General features: G+C 42.5%; 11 protein-coding genes. 8 read left to right on the forward strand and 3 right to left on the reverse strand.

Annotated elements, in window-relative coordinates; all coding sequences use genetic code 11:
• Positions 1 to 162 precede the first annotated feature (162 nt).
• The 5 genes from MA_RS00405 to MA_RS00425 all read left to right on the forward strand — a co-directional run bounded on the left by MA_RS00405 (position 163) and on the right by MA_RS00425 (position 11,182).
• The gene (locus tag MA_RS00405; protein WP_011020137.1) at positions 163 to 1,347 is read left to right on the forward strand and encodes an ATP-binding protein; all 1,185 of its coding nucleotides are present in this window, start codon (positions 163 to 165) and stop codon (positions 1,345 to 1,347) included.
• Entirely contained in the window at positions 1,334 to 3,787 is a 2,454-nt protein-coding gene (locus MA_RS24315) for a tetratricopeptide repeat protein (protein ID WP_052279089.1), read from the forward strand. The genes MA_RS00405 and MA_RS24315 overlap by 14 nt, the downstream gene beginning before the upstream one ends.
• 151 nt (positions 3,788 to 3,938) lie before the next feature.
• Positions 3,939 to 6,062: an endonuclease MutS2 gene (locus MA_RS00415; RefSeq protein WP_011020139.1), complete on the forward strand. Its 2,124-nt coding sequence runs from the start codon at positions 3,939 to 3,941 to the stop codon at positions 6,060 to 6,062.
• A gap of 834 nt (positions 6,063 to 6,896) precedes the next feature.
• Positions 6,897 to 9,083 carry a polyphosphate kinase 1 gene (ppk1, locus tag MA_RS00420; protein ID WP_083755861.1) on the forward strand — a complete coding sequence of 729 codons (2,187 nt, stop codon included), beginning with the start codon at positions 6,897 to 6,899 and terminating at the stop codon, positions 9,081 to 9,083.
• Positions 9,084 to 9,550: 467 nt separating this feature from the next.
• Complete coding sequence (locus MA_RS00425; RefSeq protein WP_011020142.1) at positions 9,551 to 11,182, forward strand: Ppx/GppA phosphatase family protein; 1,632 nt, start codon at positions 9,551 to 9,553, stop codon at positions 11,180 to 11,182.
• Between the two features lie 46 nt (positions 11,183 to 11,228).
• On the opposite strand, the gene MA_RS00430 is transcribed toward MA_RS00425, so the two are convergent.
• Positions 11,229 to 13,850, reverse strand: coding sequence for a CHAD domain-containing protein (locus MA_RS00430; protein ID WP_048064804.1), 2,622 nt, complete (start codon positions 13,848 to 13,850; stop codon positions 11,229 to 11,231).
• A 756-nt stretch (positions 13,851 to 14,606) separates the two neighbouring features.
• On the opposite strand from MA_RS00430, the gene MA_RS00435 reads away from it, so the two are divergent.
• Complete coding sequence (locus tag MA_RS00435; RefSeq protein WP_011020144.1) at positions 14,607 to 15,728, forward strand: ORC1-type DNA replication protein; 1,122 nt, start codon at positions 14,607 to 14,609, stop codon at positions 15,726 to 15,728.
• 338 nt (positions 15,729 to 16,066) lie between these two features.
• Here the strand turns inward: MA_RS00435 and thsB are convergent, their stop codons facing one another.
• On the reverse strand, positions 16,067 to 17,725 hold the full coding sequence (thsB, locus tag MA_RS00440; protein ID WP_011020145.1) for a thermosome subunit beta: 1,659 nt from the start codon (positions 17,723 to 17,725) through the stop codon (positions 16,067 to 16,069).
• Positions 17,726 to 18,459: 734 nt separating this feature from the next.
• Here thsB and dnaK point away from each other — a divergent pair.
• On the forward strand, positions 18,460 to 19,944 hold the full coding sequence (gene dnaK, locus MA_RS00445) for a molecular chaperone DnaK (protein WP_226990713.1): 1,485 nt from the start codon (positions 18,460 to 18,462) through the stop codon (positions 19,942 to 19,944).
• A 152-nt stretch (positions 19,945 to 20,096) separates the two neighbouring features.
• Positions 20,097 to 20,813 carry a DnaJ domain-containing protein gene (locus MA_RS00450; RefSeq protein ID WP_157860058.1) on the forward strand — a complete coding sequence of 239 codons (717 nt, stop codon included), beginning with the start codon at positions 20,097 to 20,099 and terminating at the stop codon, positions 20,811 to 20,813.
• A gap of 52 nt (positions 20,814 to 20,865) precedes the next feature.
• Here MA_RS00450 and MA_RS00455 read toward each other — a convergent pair whose 3' ends face one another.
• Positions 20,866 to 21,534: a DUF169 domain-containing protein gene (locus tag MA_RS00455; protein WP_048064805.1), complete on the reverse strand. Its 669-nt coding sequence runs from the start codon at positions 21,532 to 21,534 to the stop codon at positions 20,866 to 20,868.
• Positions 21,535 to 21,564: the final 30 nt, after the last annotated feature.

Raw genomic sequence — 21,564 nt, forward strand, 5'->3', positions numbered from 1 at the left:
ATTTTATTTTTCAGGTTTTCTTATTTGCGATTTTCTTTCTGCTCATTTGTATCTTTTGCAATTATACTGTTCAATTTTATATTCCATAACAAAACTGTTATATAACAAATTTGTTATATAACAATATGCTGAACTTTGAATGGTAAATTTGAGTGATATCTTATGATGCCTGTAGGGAGCCCTGCAATTGGAGAAGACTTTGTTGATCGTGAACAGGAGATCAAACAAATTCTGGCAACATTAAGAAAAGACAATGTTCTTCTTGCCGCACCTCGAAGATTTGGAAAAACCTCGATTATGCGAAAGTTAGAAAGAGAATTATTTGGTGATGGTAATGTTGTCATTTTTCTCGATGTTGAAAGTATAAATTCTCCACAAAGATTCTTATCTGAAATTATCTTGGAGTTGACTGACTTCAAAGAGTTCAGTATCAAATCTGGGTTTCTACCTAAAATAAAAAATATTTGTAAATTAGTTCAAGATAACATAGAGGAAATAGAGATTCATACGATTTTCAAGGCTAAACTAAGAAGTAGCGTTGAGGAAAGTTTGAAAGAAGACTGGATAGATAAATCTGATGCAGTATTTAGAATGATCAATAATAATAATTTAAATGTCTATTTCATTTTTGATGAATTTCCCATTGCTATCAAAAATATGGATTCAATGGATGCAAAAATATTTTTATCTTGGTTCCGAGGGTTGCGGCAGACCTGTACTCATGTACGTTTTATTGTTGGGGGTTCTGTAAGTATTGAACGTGTCTTGAGAAATGTTGGGGGCACCAATGTCATTAATGATTTTAAAACAATAAGGGTAAATGGTTTTGAAAGGGATGTCGCACTCCAAATTGTCAAAAATGGTTTTGAGGAAGAGGATTGGGAATATACACCTTTATTAGGAAATAAAATCCTAGATTGCGTTGGAGAATCTTATATTCCTTATTTTGTTGGAATTATGCTCAGTGCTATAGTGGACGAGCAAATTATCACCCGTAAGGCTGTAGATAGTGATTTAATTGAAAATGTTTATAATGCTCGTCTCCTTGGGAGTAAAAGTAAGCATTATTTTGATCCTTACTTCGATAGGCTTAGAATTTTTTATCATGAAATGGATGTAAAAGCTGCAAAAGCAATATTAGGAAGAATTTCAACTACAGAAAATTACCCTCTTGAACTTGCTTTTGACGCTTTCCAGCAAGAAACAGGGTCTTATGATTATGAACATTTTTTAGATCTGATTTCTGACCTTGAAAATGATTTCTACATCGAAATCAATAATGGAGAACTTAATTTTTACTCCAAGATGCTCAAAGATTGGTGGAGGATTTTCCATGGAAAGGTCTAAAGGTACTATGTCTGATTGCATCAATTGTAATTCATCTATTGCTGTTAGCACTTCTATTAGCGTTTCTTCTAATAATCCTAAAGGGATCACTTTATACAGGTATTCTCCAGAAAATGTTCCTCCTGAAATTTTAAAAAATATCTTTGTTGGAAGAGATGACCTTTTTGAAAAAACATTTAAAGATCTTGAAACCGCTGGAAAAAATAAAACTCCAAGGTTTTATTTGATTGTAGGTTCGCGAGGAATAGGAAAATCGCATTTTTTAATCATGCTGTATTACAGAATAAAGCAGGAGCTAAGCTCTCTTTACATTCCGATTAAATTTGCAGAAGAAGAATATTCAGTTTACCGAGCTTCAGATTTCTTCTTGAGGGTTTTGCAAGAGAGAAATGAAGATATTTCCGGTATTTTGTCTCTTACTGATGAAGACGAGATCCTTGGTGCTTCTCTTGATAGGCTTAAAGAAATTGCCAAAAAAGAAAATAAAACATATCTGATCTTTGTTGAGAATTTACACGAAGTGTTCCGACAATTCGACGCAAAAGAAGTTCAAAAATTAAGGTCAATTTTCCAAAAGTATGATTTTTTTTCAGTAATAGCTTCTTCTCCAATTATTTTTCCTGGAGTGGCTGAAAGCGAAGAACCTTTTTATAACTTTTTCAGAATTCAGCATTTGAGAGAACTCACAATTGATGAAATAAAGATCCTGCTTAAAAAAATTGCTGAAATTGAAGGTAACATCGAATTTCTGGAGAACTTTAAAAAATGTGAACCAAGAATAGAAGGTATATCACATCTCACAGGTGGGAGTCCCAGGCTTATAATCTTTTTTTATGAACTGATTACCAGAGATAATTTTGATGATATGGAGAGAGTATTTTTCAAAATATTGGATGAACACACCCCCTATTATCAAGAAATATTCCAGCTTTTAACAGGTCAGAGAAGATTGATATTCGACGCAGTTATCTCTTCTGAGTCTCCCATAACTCCAAAGCAGATTTCTGAGAAAACGAGAGTTGATGCTTCAGTTGTCATAACACAACTTCGGAGACTTGAAAAGGATGGTTATGTTCTTTCAAGGCCTTCGGGAAGAGAGACTTATTACGAAGTGCGTGAGAGGCTTTTCCGTCTCTGGAGGGATATGCGGCAGCCTCTTGGAAGAAATAGAATTTCTGTATTTCTAGATTTCTTGAAACTCTGGTATACTTCGGAAGAACAAAAAGAACTTTTTGAGAAAAAATTCTACCTTCTTGGGTCCGGCAATAAAGAAGTTCTAAAAGATCTCTGCTACTATGTTGAAGTTTTACCGGATGAATATAAGACCAAAGCTCTCTTGAATCTCATCCCAAAAATTATAAAGTTTGAGGAATGGGAAGAAGCTGATCATGATATTCAAAAATTAAAGGAAAGTGCAAGTAAAAGTACGGATAGTGATCTGAAAGCAAAATCCCTGATCCTTGAAAGCCTTTCCAATTATAAGCATGACAAAACTGCTCTTGAAACATTTAAAAAAACTCTAAACTTTGATACTAAAGACTATTCTGATCTTTTGGATTCTGGCAATGTTACAATATATAAGAAGCTGTTGAAGGCATTTGATAAAATTCTGGATCTAAATCCTGAAGACGAGTATGCGCTATCAAGAAAAGGAAATGCTTTAATTATATTGGAAAGATACGAAGAAGCTACTGAAGTTTTAGACAGTATTCTTGACCTAAATCCTGAAGACGAGTATGCGCTATTAAGAAAAGGATACGTTCTAAATCATTTGGAAAGATATGAAGAAGCTGTTGAAGTTTTCACCAAGCTTTTGAACCTAAATCCTGAAAATGAATATGCGCTATCCGGAAAAGGGCATACTTTATTTTCATTGGAAAGGTACGAAGAAGCTATTGAGATGTTTGTCAAAGTCAAAAACATAACAAGTAATGAATCGTTTAAATTTGAAAGTACCCTTGAGTTGATTGAAGCCTATCTTTCCCTTGATCAAGTTGCTGGAGCAATTGCTGAAATCGAGTCAATTAAGAGTAAAATATCTGACCAAACTCCTAACTTAATTGAAAAGTTCCTTGACGTTTGTTGGGAAATTGTTTTTAAAGAATTAAGAACTGGAAATCTTGGAAGTGGAAGAAAGTATATAAATGCTATTTTTGATCTAGAACATCTACTTACAAAAGAAATATTTGAAGCTTCAATGATCAACTTTTTCAAAACAGCGATCGATTCTGGTGAACTTGAAATTTTAAAAATATCTATTGGTGAAATTTCAGAACTTAAAGTAGATGACTATCTTGGACTTCTCAAACCTATTATAAAAGCAGTTGAAATTATAGAAACAAAAGATGTTCAGAAATATTATAAACTACAGGTAGAAGAAAAGGAGATTGTGGCTGATCTTGTCCGGAAAATCTCCAAATCCGAAGATCTGTTACCGTAAGAATATAAAATGCTATGAATTGAATTCTGAGTAATACATAGTTCGACAGTAAGCTGCACTAGCTTAATTTGTTTGCCAAGGTTTTTATATTGAAACTTTTATTTTAATTCTCTTAACTATATTATTTAAATAATTTCAAATTGTTATTCGAATGATGTCAGGGCAAAGTATCTCAGGCTTACAGGAACTTAATGGAATAGGAGAGCGAGTAGCCTGCAGGCTTGTCGAGCACTTCGGAAGTGAGGAGGCAGCTCTCCAGGCGATCCTTGAAGGGGACATAGCTTCGCTTTCCGAGGTCAATGGGGTCAGCCATACCTTTGCTCTTTCTCTTGCCAGGGACTTCAGGGCCAGGGTTGAAGGCTGTGCAATTTCCGATTTTCTGAAGACAAAAGAAGCCCTTGACCTCTACTCCCGCCTGCTCGAGCTGATAAAAACCTTTGCTCATACGGCGCATGCAAGGGACAAGCTGGACCTTTTTTATCCGTTCCCTGCATCCCGCATGGACCTTATTCAGGAAAGACGGGCTTTTGTAGGGGAGTATCTGGAGCTTGGCGATGTTCTCTCTGCAGATAAAGAGTTCCTGGACCTCCTTTCCAGCGTGAAAAAGCTCAGGCCGGTCCCGGGGAGCCTGAGGGTAAGGGACAGGGTCATTCTTTCCGGAGACCGGAAAACTCTGGATGAAGCAAAGGAAAGGTTCCAGGCATTTTTGCCTGTTCAGGCGGTGGAGAGCTTTTCCGAGTTCGTGGACCTCGCAAGAGGCTACTCGAATGTGATTATTTTTGACGATACTTATCTTGCTTTTGACCTGCCTGAAGGGCTTGAACCCGAGTTTTTCCAGGACCCTTCAAAAGCGGAATTCTGGCAGATCCTTCCCGAAGTAGAGCTGGCTTTTTTTGCAAGGAACCTGGACTGCATTCTTGCCTGCCTGGATATCACATCAACCCTGCGGGTTCTTGGCTTTGATTTCTTTGAGGAACTCTCTGATGAGGAGCTTGAGACTCTCAAAACAGCCCTTCTGAAAGTGGGAGATGACGGAAAGCCTGTTGAAGGGTTTGACCCCGAACTTGACAGGCTCGAAGCTGCCCTGCAAAACCTTGATCCTGTGCTGACCTCCGTTTTAAATGAGGCAAACCAGCGCATGAACCGAACACTTGAAGCAAGTTCTCTTACCCTGAGCGGGCAGGAACTCATCAAGCTTGTGAGCGGGGGAATGGAAATTAAAGACCTGCTTGCAAAAGAACTCCACAGGGTCTATACAGGCGAGATCGAAGCTGTAAAAGAGGAACTTGCAGAAAAGCTCGATTTCCAGAAACAGGAAAAACTGCTGCTTGACTCTCTCTTCTCCGATGAAATCGCCTATCCTCTCAGGGCCGAACAGGCTCAGCTGCAGCTTCTCAGGCAAAAGCTGAACATGTCCTTTGAAAAAGTAAGGCTTGCCCGCAAAAGGGAGCTTGCAAAAGTTCTCTCAAGCTTCCGCCGGCCTGTAGAAAGGCTTGTCAGGGAGGTCCTCGACTTTGACCTGGGTTTTTCCATAGCCTGCTTTGCCTCCCGGTTCAGGCTGAAAATGCCGGAGCCAATCTCTGAAGCCGGAATCGGCTTTGAAGAAGGAGAAAACCTTTTCCTGAAAGCCAGGTACGGAAAAATCGACCCTGTCAGTTATTCCGTCGGAAAAACTCGTTTTTCTCCGGAAGGGTTTGAAAACAGGGTTGTACTTTTGAGCGGAGTAAACTCCGGGGGCAAGACCTCCTTACTTGAACTCCTTGCCCAGTGTGTGGTTCTGGGGTACATGGGCTTTCCTGTCCCTGCAAAAGAACTTGAGCTGGGTTCTGTAGAAGAATTCTATTATTTCGGAAAATCAAAAGGAACACTTGATGCAGGAGCCTTTGAAACCACCCTCAAGCAGTTTTCCGTGCTTTCCGAAGCTTCCGGGAAACTCGTGCTTGCCGATGAGCTGGAATCAATTACCGAACCCGGAGCTTCAGCCCGGATCATAGCAGGAATCCTTGAATACCTTACCCGAAGCGAAGAGAGCCTTGGGGTTTTTGTTTCCCACCTTTCGGAACTGATCCTTGAAAATACCGGGACAGATATCAGAGTGGACGGAATAGAAGCCGAGGGGCTGGACTCCCGCCTGGAGCTGATCGTAAACCGAAATCCGATATACAATCGCGTGGCAAGAAGCACCCCGGAACTTATTGTAGAAAGGCTGCTGAGAAAGACAACGGGAAAAGAGCAGGAGTTCTATGCCCATTTAAAGAATAAGTTTAAAAATTAAAGGATAAGTGGAGTGGGCATTAAGATGCAAATTGGGTGTCAAATTGCGAATTGTGTCAAATTGCGAATTATTTGACCGTTAAACTGTGAACGATTTCCCCTTTACATTGTGAATTATTTTACTTCAAATTAGGAATTATTTTACTTTTAAATCAAGAATCTTTTTATTGTCGAATTAAGGATTAAGCGATTTGGGAGGCAACTTTACAAAATAAGATCTTAATAATAAGTTTACTCTCTAATAAGTTTACTTTCCGGGTAATTTTTAAATTTCTTTTTAAAATATCCTTTAAAACATCTTTATCTCAAATCTCTGGCTATTTCTGGCGTTTTTCTCTGTATAATATCCTGCAATTTTCGTTTTTGTAAATCCACTATATTCTTTTTTTGTTTATTTTTTCAGTTTTCTTAGAGATAATATTATAAATCTTTAGTACTATATATTAATAAATAGTAATGAGTTTGCTGGGATTTCGGACAGTTCCTATATTCCTGTTAATCCAAAAGTCTATATACGTCTTAGTGTCAATGCATCTCCGATCACTTTAATAAGAAGATGCGCTTTACCCCCGGACAGGAAATCGAAAACTCAGCCGGCTAAACGATTATCTAATAGGTTGGTGCGCAGTTCTGGAAATTTTTCCCGGAAACTGGTTACTCTGGCCGTTGAGTGGATTGGGGGCTTATCTTCTTTTCAACCCTACTAACTTATACTGAACAAATATCTGGTAATAATGTCAAATAATAACACAGGCAAAAATCTTATATCCCGATCTTCTTATATTTTTGAGGATGGATCTGAAGAAACACAAAACCTGAACCACGCGTGATAGGAATGGAGCGGAACTTCCCAATTCAGTGTGCAGATTTTGATAGATTGGTTACGGATAGTGTTGAGGGGATCCGGGTTGAAGTATCAGGCATGACTGACCTGAGCAACCCATGCCTTTATGCGGACAGGGAATACAGCTGGCTCCAGTTCAATGACCGGGTACTCGAAGAAGCTCTGGATGAACGTAATCCCCTGCTTGAGAGAGTTAAATTTCTTTCCATCTTCGGGAGCAATCTTGATGAGTTTTTCATGGTCAGGGTCTCCGGAGTCCAGAAACGTATTGCTGAAGGGGCAAAAGAAGACCAGGCAGATGAACTGGCCCAGGAACAGCTGCAGGTAATCCGGGAAGAACTTCTAAAGCAGCTTCCCGTAAACGACAGTTGCTGGAACGAAATGCTCGAACCGGCTCTGAGGGAAAGGGGAATTAAAGTCCTTAACTACTTTGAGCTTTCCGGAGAAGACAGAGAAAAACTCAGGGACTACTTCGAAAGAAATATTTTTCCATTACTTACTCCCCTCGGTTTCGATTCGGGGCATCCTTTCCCCCATATATCAAACCTCAGTCTCAACCTTGCCGTACTTATTGATGACCCTGACTACGGGGAACGTTTTGCCAGGGTTAAGATCCCTCCAATGTTTGCAAGGCTTATTGTTGTCCCTGAAGAAGGTCAGGAAAAAATAAGTTCCAGTTTTGAAGAACTGAAATCAGGACGTTTTGTGTGGCTCGAACAGCTGATTGCTGCAAACCTCGATTTGCTGTTCCCCGGGCAGCGTATCCTCGGAGCCTATCCTTTCAGGATCACCCGGGATGCTGACTTAGGCTTTGACGAAGATGGGGACAAGGACCTCCTGACCGCTGTTAAGCAGAGGGTGGGGAGAAACTACTTCGGGCCTGCTGTTCGGCTTGAGACCGACGATACCATGCCTGAAAGGGTTTCTGAGATTCTCCTTAAAAATCTGGAGCTGACTTCTCCTCTTATGTTCAGGTCAGCGGCGCCTCTGGGCCTCTCAAGCCTCATGAAGCTTACTCAAATTAACCGCCCTGAGCTTAAATATAAGCCTTTTAAGCCAAGAAAACATTCCCTTATGGCTGATAAAGAAAACATTTTTTCAGCCCTGAAAAAGCAGGATATCCTGCTCTATCACCCTTACGACAGTTTTGAATCGGTAGTCGATCTGGTCGAAGAAGCCGCTGATGACCCGGATGTCCTGGCAATTAAAATGACTCTGTACAGGGTAGACGACAACTCCAGGATTATCCAGGCTCTCATGAAAGCCGCGGACCGGAACAAGCAGGTTGCAGTCCTTGTCGAACTTAAAGCCCGCTTTGACGAAGAGAATAACATTGGCTGGGCAAAGGAACTCGAGCGCAAAGGCGTTCACGTAGCCTATGGTTTTCCGGGGCGTAAAACCCATGCCAAGATGTGCCTTATTGTAAGAGCCGAAAAAGAGGGCATTAAATATTATGTGCATATGGGCACTGGAAACTATAATGCCGTCACCGGAAGACTCTATACAGACTTCGGCTATCTTACAAGTGACCCCTTCATAGGCAAAGATATCTCTGACCTTTTCAATGCCCTCACAGGCTATTCAAGGAAGGATCATTACATCAAGCTCCTTGTAGCGCCCCAGAACATGAGGCATCAGATCCTCGAACGCATCAGGCGCGAGATTGACATGCAAGAAAAATTCGGAAACGGACACCTGATCTTCAAGATGAACTCCCTTGTGGACTACCAGTGCATCCGGGAACTCTACAGGGCTTCACGGGTTGGAGTAAAGGTAGATCTCATTGTCAGGGGCATCTGCTGCCTCAGGCCCGGAATCTACGGACTGAGCGAAAATATCAGGGTCACCTCAATAGTCGGGCGTTTTCTTGAGCATTCAAGGGCATACTATTTCAGGAACGGCGGAAAAGAAGAGATCTTCATGGGTAGTGCAGACCTTATGCCCCGAAATCTCGACAATCGGGTCGAAGTCCTCTTTCCCGTTTCTTCGGATTACATCCCTATTCTGCGCGATGCTATTCTCGGGACCCACATGAAGGATAACATAAAAGCTCGCCTTCTCCTCCCCAACGGCAGAACTGAAAGGATCTACCCGCAGCCTGAAGAAGAAGAACTGGACTCCCAGCTCTGGATGCTTGAGAATAGAGGCGTCTGGGAGCTTAAAACGGAAAAGAGCTGAAAAAGTTTTCAGTCCTCTTTTTCCTTCTTTTTTCCTTTTTTTCTTTATATTCTTCTTTCTTCCCTTTGTTTTCCCTTCATTCTCGTTTCCATTTTCTCATTTTTGTCTTTTCTTTTGCTTCTCATTTTTTGTTTTCTCTTTCTTCTCTCGTTTTTGTTTTCTCTTTTCTTTTTATCTCCCTTTTTTTCTTCTTTCCCTCTAATTTCCTGTGTTTTCCTTTCCCACCTGAAGTTTTTATGCTGCTCTCCGGAACTTCATATGGGCAGGGTTTTTGAACTTATAATTTTACATATATAGAAAGTAGAATTCAAGACAAAACAGAATTCAGGACAAAACAGAATTCAGGAAAATACGAGTCCGAAAAATAAATCTCAAATAGAATAAAAATGTGAAATGATATTGTGAAGCTTATGAAGCTTGCAAATTCTTCTATAAAAACGAGAGGCAGGGCTTTCAGGTGGTCATGAATGGAACCCGAGAAAATTTCCGAAGGCAGGGTTGTTGCATTTATTGATATAGGAACTAACTCGGTCCGGCTTCTTCTGGTCCGGATCAATCCTAACGGGTCTTATCAGCCTCTGACCAAACAGAAGGAAACGGTTAGGCTCGGGGAAAAAGAGTTCATTGACAGGATTCTGCAGCCGCAAGCAATGGAAAGAGCTGCTGTTGTTTGCAAAAAATTCGTGGAACTTGCTAGGGCCTACGGTGCAGAAGAGGTTATAGCTGTGGCTACCTCGGCTACCCGGGATGCAAGCAACAAAGTCCAGTTCCTCGAAATGTTGAAAAAAGAAGCATACCTCGAAGTCTGCCCTATTTCCGGAATCGAAGAAGCACGGCTGATTTACTTGGGGGTCTCAAGCGGGCTCCGGCTCGGATATTCAAAAGCTCTTTTCATTGATATCGGGGGTGGGAGCACTGAAGTGTCGATAGGAGATCAGAATCAGCATTATTTTCTTCATTCTTTTAATCTCGGGGCAATCCGCCTGACAAACATGTTCCTTCCGGACGAAACAGGTCCGGTGTCCGAGGAGCGTTATGAGCAGATCAAGGCATACATCAGGCGCAAGAGTGCGAATATAATAAAGGAGTTATCCAGATACAGGATAGGGTGTGCGGTTGGAAGCTCAGGCACTATCGAAAATCTTGCAAAAATAGCTTTTGTTTACCTGCGTAAGGCAGGCCATGAAAGTTTTGAGAAACTTGAGTACGAAGACCTGAAGAAAATTGTCAGGGCAATGTGCGCTTTGCCGCTTGAAGAAAGGCGTAAATTCCCTGGGATAAACGCCCAGAGGGCAGACATAATTCTTGCAGGCTCCGCAATCATCGAAACTCTTATGGAAGAGCTTGAACTTCCAGAGATAACGGTCAGCAAGCGAGGGCTCAGGGAAGGACTGCTTGTGGACTATATCTCAAAGAGCGAGTTCTCTTACATGGTCACGCAGATGTCGGTAAGAAAACGCAGTATCATGCAGCTCGGACTTGCCTGCAACTTTGACGAGGAACACGCCCATATCGTTACCAGGCTTGCCCTCGAACTCTTTGACAGTATCCAGGCCCTTGGGGTCCATGAGTTTAAGGAGAGTGAGAGGGAGCTTCTCGAATACGGTGCAACCCTGCATGACATAGGGACGTTTCTCTCATACGATACCCACCAGGCACATGCCTATCACCTCATAAGGGAAAGCAGCCTCCCCGGTTTCCAGCCTGAGGAAATAGAAATTATCGCAAATCTTGCGTATTTTCACAGGAAAAACACCCCTAAAAAGAAGCATCCAAATCTTGAAGGGCTCAGCAAAGAAGCCGTAAAAAGCGTCAGACTGCTCAGTGCCCTGCTCCGTATAGCTGAAGGGCTTGACCGTTCCCATACAGGAATTATCTCCCACGTCCGTTTCTATATCGCCTCAACCGACAGCCTTGTGCTTGAGATGCATGCCCGGGAGGAGTGCCAGCTCGAAATCTGGGAGGTCGAGAAACAGAAGAAGTATTTTAAAAAGATGTTTGGGTATAACCTTCAGTCCAAAGTTCTTATAGAACAGGCCGCAGGCGCCCCTTTAATTTTTGAGGGCAGCGCTGAGGTCGAGAAAGTCCCTCGGGAATGAAACTTCTTCACCATGGATTATATTTCAAAGATAAACTTAAAATTCGTCAGAGGCTTTCATACAGGCTTCTAATCACACTTTCAATTCTCTTTCTGAAATCTCCCGCCCGGACTTTTTCCCAGGCATCCGGAAAAGTGTTGAGAAGGGTCAGAAGTTCTTCTTCCCTATATGCAAGGTAAGCTTCCACTCCCGAGCTTTCGGAAACCTGCGTTTCGTTCGGCACTTCTTCACTTTCCGAAGGGTTCCAGGTCCCTGTCTTCAGGTAAAAACCCAGCATATCGGTTGCAACGACTGCATCATGCAGGTCTCCCAGGTGGTCCTGCAAAACTTTGAAATCTTTGATTAAGGATCCGACTTCTTTTCCGAGCACGCTTTCAAAGAACTCCAGAGTATAACGCAGCCCTTTGGCTGCAATCCTTAGCCTGTGCAGCCTTTCAACCGAAACATAGGGCCCTTCCACCCATTCGGAGTAGGCACTTATGTCGGCTAAACGGGCATAGAGGATCGAAGGGAGCACATCTTTTACCCTGTGCGGCAGAGCGTCATGTTTCTTCGTAGTTGTGGGAAAAGCCCAGGTTTCCGGAAACTCCAGAAATTCCGAGAAGTCTTTCTTAATACGGCTGTACTTTTCACTGTCAAGGTACTCAAGCATGTTTTCCCGGGCTTTTTCTCTCTCCTCTGTAAGCGTGACAAAAAGGAGGTCAAGGTCGTGTTCGTGTCCGGTAGGTAGGGTTTCCAGATAAGTTTCGGCTTTTTCCCGGAAAACGTCCAAATCCCGGACTCCTCCGAGAGCTCCAAGTGTTCTTTTGAGCCCTTTAAGGTGAGGTTCCAGTTTTTCGGATTCCAGATATTTATTAAATACTGTTGCTGCTGCCCTCGTCCTGCGGACTGCAACGCGCATGTCGTGGAGCTCTTCGATGTCTTCCCCTTTTCGGGTACCTTTTTCATGGGCGAGCATCTGGGAAAACTGGTATGCAAAGATCCTGTGCGCAACAAAAGCCATGGAATCTTCCGGGCTGACCGTGAATTTCTGAGATTCTTTTCTTTTTTTCTTTTCAGTCTTTTTCTCTGCTTTTTCTTCAGCTTTCTCTTCAACTTTTTCTTCAATTTTCTCCCGGGTTTTTTCCAGAGTTTTTTCCGAGTCTCCTGATACCGGTGGTTCCCTTGCCTGCGTAAACCGGAGTTTGGTGCTGAAGAGATATTCCCAGAGTTCACTTCTTTTTTCCGCTTTTTTTGCAGTTTTTTCCGCATCAAGTCCCGTAAGTTCTATTTCAACGGTTCCTTCAAGCTGCCTGAATCTGCAGGGGAAAAAATCCTGAGCTCCTGTTTCGGAAAGGTTTGCGATCCGGAGAAAAGCTGCAAGAATGAGGGTTTTATTCTGAAAAGCCGGAGAAAGACCCGTATTATTTTCTTCAAGGGCTGCAGGAAGCTTTTTTTCACTTATTTCAGGGCTCTGGAGTTCCGTGATAAGGGCAAGCATTCGCAATTCGCTTAGTTTCAGGCCTTTAACCGGATGGGTAAGGAGGATTTCCCTATTCATTAAGGCTTCTTCTCCTCTGGATACTGAACTTCCGATGCCATGCAGGAGAGCTGAAAAGCTGAGAAGCTCCTTTTCCTCCTTTCCGAGCCCATGGTAGGCAGAAAGCCCGTCAAAGAGGGCTAAAGTTCCTGCCTTTATATTTTCTGCCTTTTCTCTGTCAACCCCATAGAACTTTAAGAGGGTCTCAGGAGTCCACTCCTTATAACCTATTTCTGTCCAGCCCTTCACCGGACTTCCTCTTTCTGATTGAAAATAAAATATCGGATTTTTTCCGGGAATTTTTTCTTTAGCTCCTGTAAAAGGAAAGATTGAAAGCCTTTCTTTTTCAAACCGAGAGAGCAGAGCTTCGACCTCGGGTTCGGGGATTTTGATCAGAAGGCTGATTTCTGAAGGGCTGCTCCCCCTATCAAGTAAAAGAAGGATTTTAGCCTGTTTGCCGTAGACGTTTTTGTGGTTTGCCAGCTGTGCACAGACAGCTCTTTCTCGCATATTCAGGAAGGTTTTTTCCGGAAGATTTTCCCTGAAAAGATAAGCCCTTTCAAACTTTGAAAAACGGCTCTCTTCAAGGTTATAGTTGTCGAGGAGGAAATCCCGGACAGCTTCTAGGTCTTTAACAGTCCCTTCGCTTTTAAGTTCCACCTCAAACTCATTGTAGAATTTTTTCCTGCTTTCGCTTTTGAGGTTCACTCTGTCCAGATAGATTTCAGCTACCAACTTTTTTTCCAGATTTAGCTGGCGAATTATCCTTTTCTGTTTGAGAGTAATAAGTGGAGTCAGGTCAAGCCCTGAGGTAAAATCAAAAATCATATCTCTTATCCGGAGAGAGGGACATTCAAGCACGGAAAGCCCTTCGGGCAGGAAACTGGCGTATTCTTCTCTCCTGTGGGTCCCGCCTTCAAAGCCTCCCAGGCTTTTGATTGTAACCCATTTCCCTTTTTCTCCGGCGGCTTTTCTCACTCTCAGATAATACCCGGCAGCCATAATATCCTTATTTTTTGTATCAAGAAAAGTGTCCTCGATGACCTGTATCTGGGCCTCCGAAATAGTATATGAAGCAAGCTTGGAGAGATTTTCAAGAGCTTTAAAATCAATTTCTTCCGGTACCAGAAATTTTGACTCTATTTCCATATTCTTCTCCCCGTCCTTCCATGAATACTGAATGTATCTGTACTTGCTCTTCAATTATCTGTACTTGCTCTTCAAATATGTACTCCGTCTTAAAATATGTGTTCAGGAATTTACGAAATTTAGTTCCTTAGTTCCGCATTTTTAAGTGCATAGATGTCGTCTGATGCTGACTTATGCGCTTAAGCTTAAGCGCATTAGATTCAAGGTAGAATCATCTCTAAACCGCAATCAACTGACTTCACAGATTTGCGGAAAAACATGTATGCGCTTAAAAAGACGGAAGTCAGATTAGTTATTTTCTATATTTTTTATTTGTTTTTCCTTACCCAAATATTCAAGTGGTAAAATAGTAGTCCATAAGTAGCTCATTAATCCGGTAAAAATTCAAAAAGCTAAAATGTAATAAAACATATTTATTAAAAATTTAAACAGAACAATAGCTATATTTACTAAAAATTTAACTTATTTATATCAAAACGGGAGTATAATGTTTTAAAGACACTGCTCAAACTGTAAAACTTCTAATATTTACTCACTCTGAATATTAAATTAAACCTAATGTTATTTACGCTGAATATTGCTTACCCCGAATATTTAATTGCATGGCATTAGATTGTGATTCAGCCATTCAAATATGCTTTTCCAGACCAGTACTCAACTGGCAGTATCCAGCAATTGCAAAAGATCCCTCAAAAAAATCCGGGGCAAAAAGGATACATTATAAAGGATACATCAATAACAAAGGAGCAAGTTTCCTTGACAGGCAATGATATTCTACTCTGGGACGAAACCCTATTTAAGGACCTTTCGGTGCTTGAGCCGGATTATCTCCCGGAATATTTTCCCCACAGGGACTCACAGTTAAATGCGCTCAGGTTTGCGCTCAGACCGTCCCTGCGCGGCATGAGGCCTTTGAATTGTCTGCTGGTCGGCCCCCCGGGGACTGGAAAGACAAGTGCCGTTATGAAGGTTTTCAGGGAGGTTGAAGTTCATGCTCCCGGGGTTGTAGCTGTAAAGGTCAACTGCCAGATCGATTCCACACGTTTTGCCGTAATTTCCAGGATTTACAGACAGCTATTCGGGATCTCCCCTCCGAATTCCGGGATTGCTTTTCGGAAACTCTTCGAAACCGTTGTAAATTTCCTGGTCTCTTCGGAAAAAGTCCTGATTGTAGCCCTGGACGATCTTAATTATCTTTGCTGTGAAGGGCATGCCAATGAAGTAATGTACTCCCTGCTCAGGGCTCACGAGCAGTATCCTGGAGCAAAGATAGGGGTTATCGGGATCGTAAACGATGCATCTGACCTTTATTGCTTGGATTCAAGGGTCAACTCTGTTTTCCTGCCTGAAGAAATCTCCTTCCTGCGGTATGGGGAGGCAGAGATTCTGGATATCCTTAAAGACAGGGTTAAATACGGTTTTTACCCGAAAGTAATTTCTGACGACGTACTGGAACTTGTTGTTTCGTATGTGGAAAAGACAGGCGACCTGAGGGTCGGGATAGACCTTCTAAGGCGTTCGGGTTTCAATGCCGAGCGCAGGGGAAGCCGCACGATCTCATCCGGGGATGTGGAAAAAGCCTACGAAGCTTCCAAACTTCTCCACCTGTGCAGGGGCATAAGCCTCCTTTCGGACTCTGAAAAACAGCTGCTTGAACTGATAGCAAAGGCAGATGATGTTAAGGCCGGAGAACTCTACAAATCTTTCCACGAACTGACCCAGCTCGGATACACCCGTTTTTACGGCATGGTCAACAGACTCCAGACGCTTAACTATGTGGATGCCGACTTTACTGGCAAGGGCAAGCGAGGCAGGACACGGATAATAAAAGCAAAGTATGAAGCTGAAGATATCCTTAACTGCCTTAAAAAAGGCTGAAAAGCGAGTTAATTTTCAAAAAAACTCTTTTATGAATTCTCTTATGGATTTTTTATAAATTTGTTTATAAGTTCTTTTATGAATTCATTTATAAGGTTCCGGCTGCAAAAATAGCCTATAATTAAAAAAACCTGAAAGAATTCTGATTATTCGAAAAATCTGAAAAGAAGCCTGAGAGAGAAAAAGAGGATGAAGATTCACATGGATTTTTTCCGGTGAGAGGCCGGAAAACAGGCTTTCAGGCTTGAAATGTTTTCTGATCGAACTTTATAAAAAGGGGCAGTATGGAAACTGCACCCTTTTTGATTCAATCAGTATTCGGTTTTACTTTTGGAGAATTACATCATTCCTGGTGGCATTCCGCCCATTCCTGGTGGCATTCCGCCCATTCCTGGTGGCATTCCGCCCATTTCTTCAGGGCCAGGGGCTGCACGAGTAGAAGCGATGATATCGTCAATCCTGAGGATCATGACTGCAGACTCGGTAGCTGCATTGATGACCTGGGTCTTGACTCTAAGGGGTTCGACTACGAAGTTATTCCACATGTCAACGACCTTGCCTTCATAGACGTCAAGGCCTGCTGTCTTCATGCCTTTCTCATGCTGGGAGCGCAGTTCCATGAGCATATCGATCGGGTCGAGACCTGCGTTTTCTGCAAGAGTCCTGGGGATAACTTCAAGGGCTTCGGAGTAAGCTTTAACTGCAAGCTGTTCCCTGCCTTCGAGGGTTGCTGCGTATTCCTGAAGCCTGAGGGCAACTTCAACTTCCGGAGAGCCGCCACCGGATACGAGCTTTTCGTCTTCGATTGCAACTCCTACTACACGAAGGGCGTCTTCAAGAGCGCTGTCGACACTGTCAACTACGTGTTCTGTGCCGCCGCGCAGCAGAATGGTAACGGCTTTGGGGTTGTCGCAGCCTGTGACAAAGGTCATGCTGTCGCCTCCAACCTTCTTCTCTTCAACGAGCTTGGCAAAACCGAGATCTTCGGGGGTAATTTCGTCGAGGTTGGTGATGAGCTTGCCGCCTGTTGCCCTTGCGAGTTTTTCCATGTCGCTCTTCTTGACTCTGCGGATAGCGAAGATGCCTGCTTTTGCAAGGTAGTGCTGGGCAAGGTCTTCAACGCCCTTCTGGCAGAAGACAACGTTTGCACCGCTGCTGATTACCTTCTGGACAATCTTCTTGAGCATGGCTTCTTCCTGGTCAAGGAAAGACTGGAGCTGGTCAGGAGAAGTAATTGAGATTTCCGCATCCACTTCGGTGTCTTTAAGTTCGATTGCACTGTTCAGGAGGGCAATCTTTGCGTCCTTGACCTTTTCAGGCATGTTTGTGTGAACTCTTTCCTTGTCGATGATCATGCCCGGGATTAGCTCGGAATCCTCAATCCTGCCGCCGACTTTCTTGACTACGCTGATGTTGTCCTTGTCAATTGTCTTCTTCCCGTTTGTGTCTACAACGCTTGTGACAGCGTCAACGGCAATTCCGGAGAGGAGTTTCTTGGAGGCCTCTGCACCCTTTCCGGTCATGGCGGTTTCGGCGATGCTGACAAGCAGTTCACGGTTGGACATTTCAACGTTCATTGCGAGGGAGTTTAAGACTTCTACTGCCTTTTCGGCTGCCAGCCTGTACCCGGACGCAATAATTGTCGGGTGTATTTCCTGCTCGATTAAATCTTCAGCTTTCTTTAAGAGTTCGCCTGCGACCACGGCTGCACTGGTAGTTCCGTCTCCGACCTGTTCGTCCTGGGTCTTGGATACTTCAACTACCATCTTTGCTGCAGGGTGTTCAATGTCCATCTCTTTGAGAATGGTTGCCCCGTCGTTTGTGATGACCACGTCACCCATAGAGTCCACAAGCATCTTGTCCATGCCTTTGGGACCGAGGGTTGTTCTGACCGCTTCGGCTACTGCCTTTGCAGCCATAATGTTATTGCTCTGGGCATCCCTGCCTCTGGTTCGCTTACTTCCTTCTTTCAAAATGAATATTGGCTGTCCTGCCATGATTTAATCCTCCATTAGTGTGAATTTGGAATAGCTCTGGAATTAAAATCGCATTTTACATGTTTGTACTTCTATATAAACTCATCCCGTAGTTCTCTCTGTAATAAGTATGTCTTGGGATTTGCTTCTTTTAGAAAACAGCCTGGAATGAACTCGATTTATACCGGATTTCTTTAACAGAAAACCGGAGTAAAAAGCCCTGATTTATAACTCATTCTAATTCATTCCGCCAATTTTCCAGAAAAGTCTTGCAATTTATTAAATCCTGCAATTTATTAAATCTTAAAATTTGTTAAATCTTGAAATTTGTTAAATCTTGAAATTTATTTCATCAATTCTTATAGACCCCTACTTCTTATTATTAAAAAATATTTTTATCTGTTTTCATGTTTTTACTAAGAATATCTTATAACTGTAATTTAGGTTGTAAATGTTTACTTCCACTTAGCTCTATATCCTTCTCCATAATTGCAAAAAATACGGAAAGATAGAGAAAACTTTGAAATTGTTTGGGATTTTGACACTGAGTTGCCAGATTATTTTATTTCTCGCGAAAACGTTTTTTAATCTCATTTCCTTTATATTGCTAAAAAATATAAAGAAGAATATTTTATATCTGTGTAAATATTGTATTCTATCTTTGCTTGATCTGCCCAATTTAAATCAATGTATATAGTCTTAACCATAGTAGAAAAATTAATATCTTTTGGAAACATTGAAATATTTTGGGGGATGTGCCAACGGCAAATATTAGAGGAAAGGTACTGGGTATAGACCTGGGAACAACTAATTCTTGTATGGCGATAATTGAGCTTGGTGAACCCAAGGTCATTACTAATTCCGAAGGAAAAAGACTTACGCCTTCAGTTGTAGGTTTTTCAAAGAGGAACGAGTTACTTGTAGGAGACCTTGCTAAAAGGCAGATGATTTCAAACCCTGAAAATACTGTCCAATCCATAAAAAGGCATATGGGAAAAGCCGATTTTAGGGTGACACTGAATGGCGAGCAATACACTCCTCATGGAATTTCCGCAAAGATCCTTCAAAAACTGAAACATGATGCGGAGAAGTATTTGGGGGACGCCGTTGAAAAAGCGGTAATTACTGTCCCTGCCTACTTTAACGATTCCCAGCGCTTTGCCACAAAAAAAGCAGGTGAACTTGCGGGTCTGGAAGTACTTCGAGTCATAAACGAACCTACTGTAGCTGCTCTCGCTTACGGCCTGAAGGATGGAGTTGACAACCGGAAAATTCTGGTTTACGACCTTGGGGGCGGTACTTTCGATGTTTCAATTCTTAAGATCAAAAACGGAATTTTCGAAGTCCTGGCTACCAGTGGGGACACCGAACTCGGAGGCGACGATTTCGACGGGCGGATTGTTGAACACCTGCTTGCTGAGTTCCAGAAGGCTGAAGGCACGGACATCTCAGGTATACCGCAGGTGATGCAGCGCGTTAAAGAGGCTGCAGAACGCTGCAAGATTGACCTGTCCACCCTTACAACTGCAAATGTTAACCTGCCCTATATTTTTGAAAGTAAAACCCTGGATATAGATGTAACAAGAGACCAGTTCGACAGGATGACAGAAGACCTTGTTAAAAAAACTTTATCAATTATGAAAAAAACCCTGCAGGATGGAAAGCTTTCTCCCTCCGAAATTGATGAAGTAATCTTTGTAGGCGGCTCTGCCAGAATCCCTTCTGTAGTGAAAGCCGTAGAGGATTTCATGGGAAAAAAATCTCTTCAGAGTATTAACCCTGACGAAGTGGTAGCAATGGGGGCTGCGGTTCAGGCAGGAATTCTTGGAAACGAGTTTCTTAAGTCTCCCAGAGAAGAAGTTGATGCAGGCAACCTTGTGCTTCTTGACGTGATCTCTCTTTCCCTGGGGTTTGAAACTGTGGGAGATCTGATGGCGCCAATAATTCTCAGAAATACAACAATTCCCACAAGGAATAGTAAAATTTTCACCACACATTACGATAACCAGAGGGTTGTGAGAGGTAAAATCCTTCAGGGAGAGGAACGGGTCGCATCAAAAAACGTTGCCCTTGGAATGCTTGTGCTCGATAACATTCCCTCTGCCCCAAAAGGCATCCCGCGTATAGAGGTTACTTTTGACATTGACGCTAACGGAATAATAAATGCTACGGCAAAAGACCTTGGGACCGGAATCATGCGAAGTGTTACTATCGAAAGGCCCGAAGGTCTCAACGAGTAATCGCTTAATAGGTTAACAGCTCAGCAATAAAAATCGGTTAATCACTTAATACTCAAAATCGGTTAATTGCTCAATACTCAAAATCGGTTAATTGCTCAATACTCAAAATCGGTTAATTGCTCAATTATACAGGTTCAGAGGGTTGGAAAGCAGTGGACTATTATCAGTTATTCGATATTCCCAGAGGTGCAAACCCGGAGGAGATCGAAAACAGGTATCACTATTTTGCAAAGAAATATCATCCGGACAGAGCTAAGTCCCCTGATGCCCATGAAAAGTTCATAAAAATCAAAGAAGCTTACGAAATTCTCAAGGATCCTCAAAAAAGAAAGGCATATGACATGTTTTTGCCCCCGGAAGAAAAGGCAACGGAAATTTCTGCCAATTCTGAGAATCCTGGTAACCGGGAAGTTACGCAGGAATCTCTGGTTCCGGAAGTTCCCGAGATACCTTCAGGCTCTAAATCTCCCTTCAGGTCGACTACCATCTCCTACGTTTCGTTCAAATCTTCCAGTGACCCCCTGAGCTCTGCCCAATCAAATTCCTCTCCCGAAACAGATACTGTTGACTGGTCCAGATATGTCTATTCCGGAAAAAAACAGGATTCTGAGGATGAAGACCCGTCAGGAAAATCAAAAGGGGAAAATGCCGACTGGTCAAGTGTAAAAGTCAGTTATCAGGGACTGCTAGAAGAAGTCGATGACAGCAAGCACAAAGAGAATTTTTCAGCGGGCTCATTTTTAATGAAGGTATTTGCCTTTGCTCTAGTCATGATCTTTCTTCTGGCAACCGTTGCAGTTGTTGCTCCGGGCCAGTTAAAAGCTATGTGGATCGAAAGTGTGGTGAACCTCTTCGCCAAAATAATATGAGAAGCCTCCTCTTTTATTTCTTCGTTTCCTATCGAGTGACTCTTACTACCTTTCATTGCGTTGTTTCGGGAAGCTTTGAAAGCCCTTCCTCGATTTCCTCTATTTTTTTAAAAGCAATCCCGAGAGGGACTTCAAAATCTTTGTATCCGCTATGTTTTCTTGAACCTTTGCACCCGAAAGATAAACCAATGCCTTTTTCAAGAGCCAGTACGGTGCAATCTCCACATATTGAAGCCGCTCCCATCGTGTCCATCAATGTCCTTTCTCCTTCGGAATAGGCATTTGCCTGAATAATACGCATGGCTTTCTCAGGTTTAAGGAAAAGAATTAGCACATCAAAGGTGCCCCTGTTAAGGGACAGAGGCTCTATCGCTACGGAACAGAATTTTCTCTTTAATCTCGGAAGGGACAGGGCTGCCTTTTCCGCAGCCTGAATATCCCTGTACCTTCCGGATTTAAGATAATATCCGGCAGGGCTTTCCTCAGAAAGCCCAAGGATATAATCTCCGGGAGCGCAGTTCTGTCCGGAAATCCGGAATTTCTCTCCCATACGGGCTTTCTGCACAAGTTCGCAAAATAGAAAGCCGGATTTTTCAGGAAGCTCTTCACCTCCTTTTCCGTCTTTTTCATCCGTTTCAAAGGTAACACAGGCAGGCTCTCCTGTTCCCATCAATCGCCTGAGTTCAGGGTATCTTGAAAACGGCACTTTTTCTTTCTGCATGCAGCTCATTTCCTGTTTTTACTGCCTGTT

The sequence above is a fragment of the Methanosarcina acetivorans C2A genome, from assembly GCF_000007345.1.
Lineage (GTDB): Archaea > Halobacteriota > Methanosarcinia > Methanosarcinales > Methanosarcinaceae > Methanosarcina > Methanosarcina acetivorans.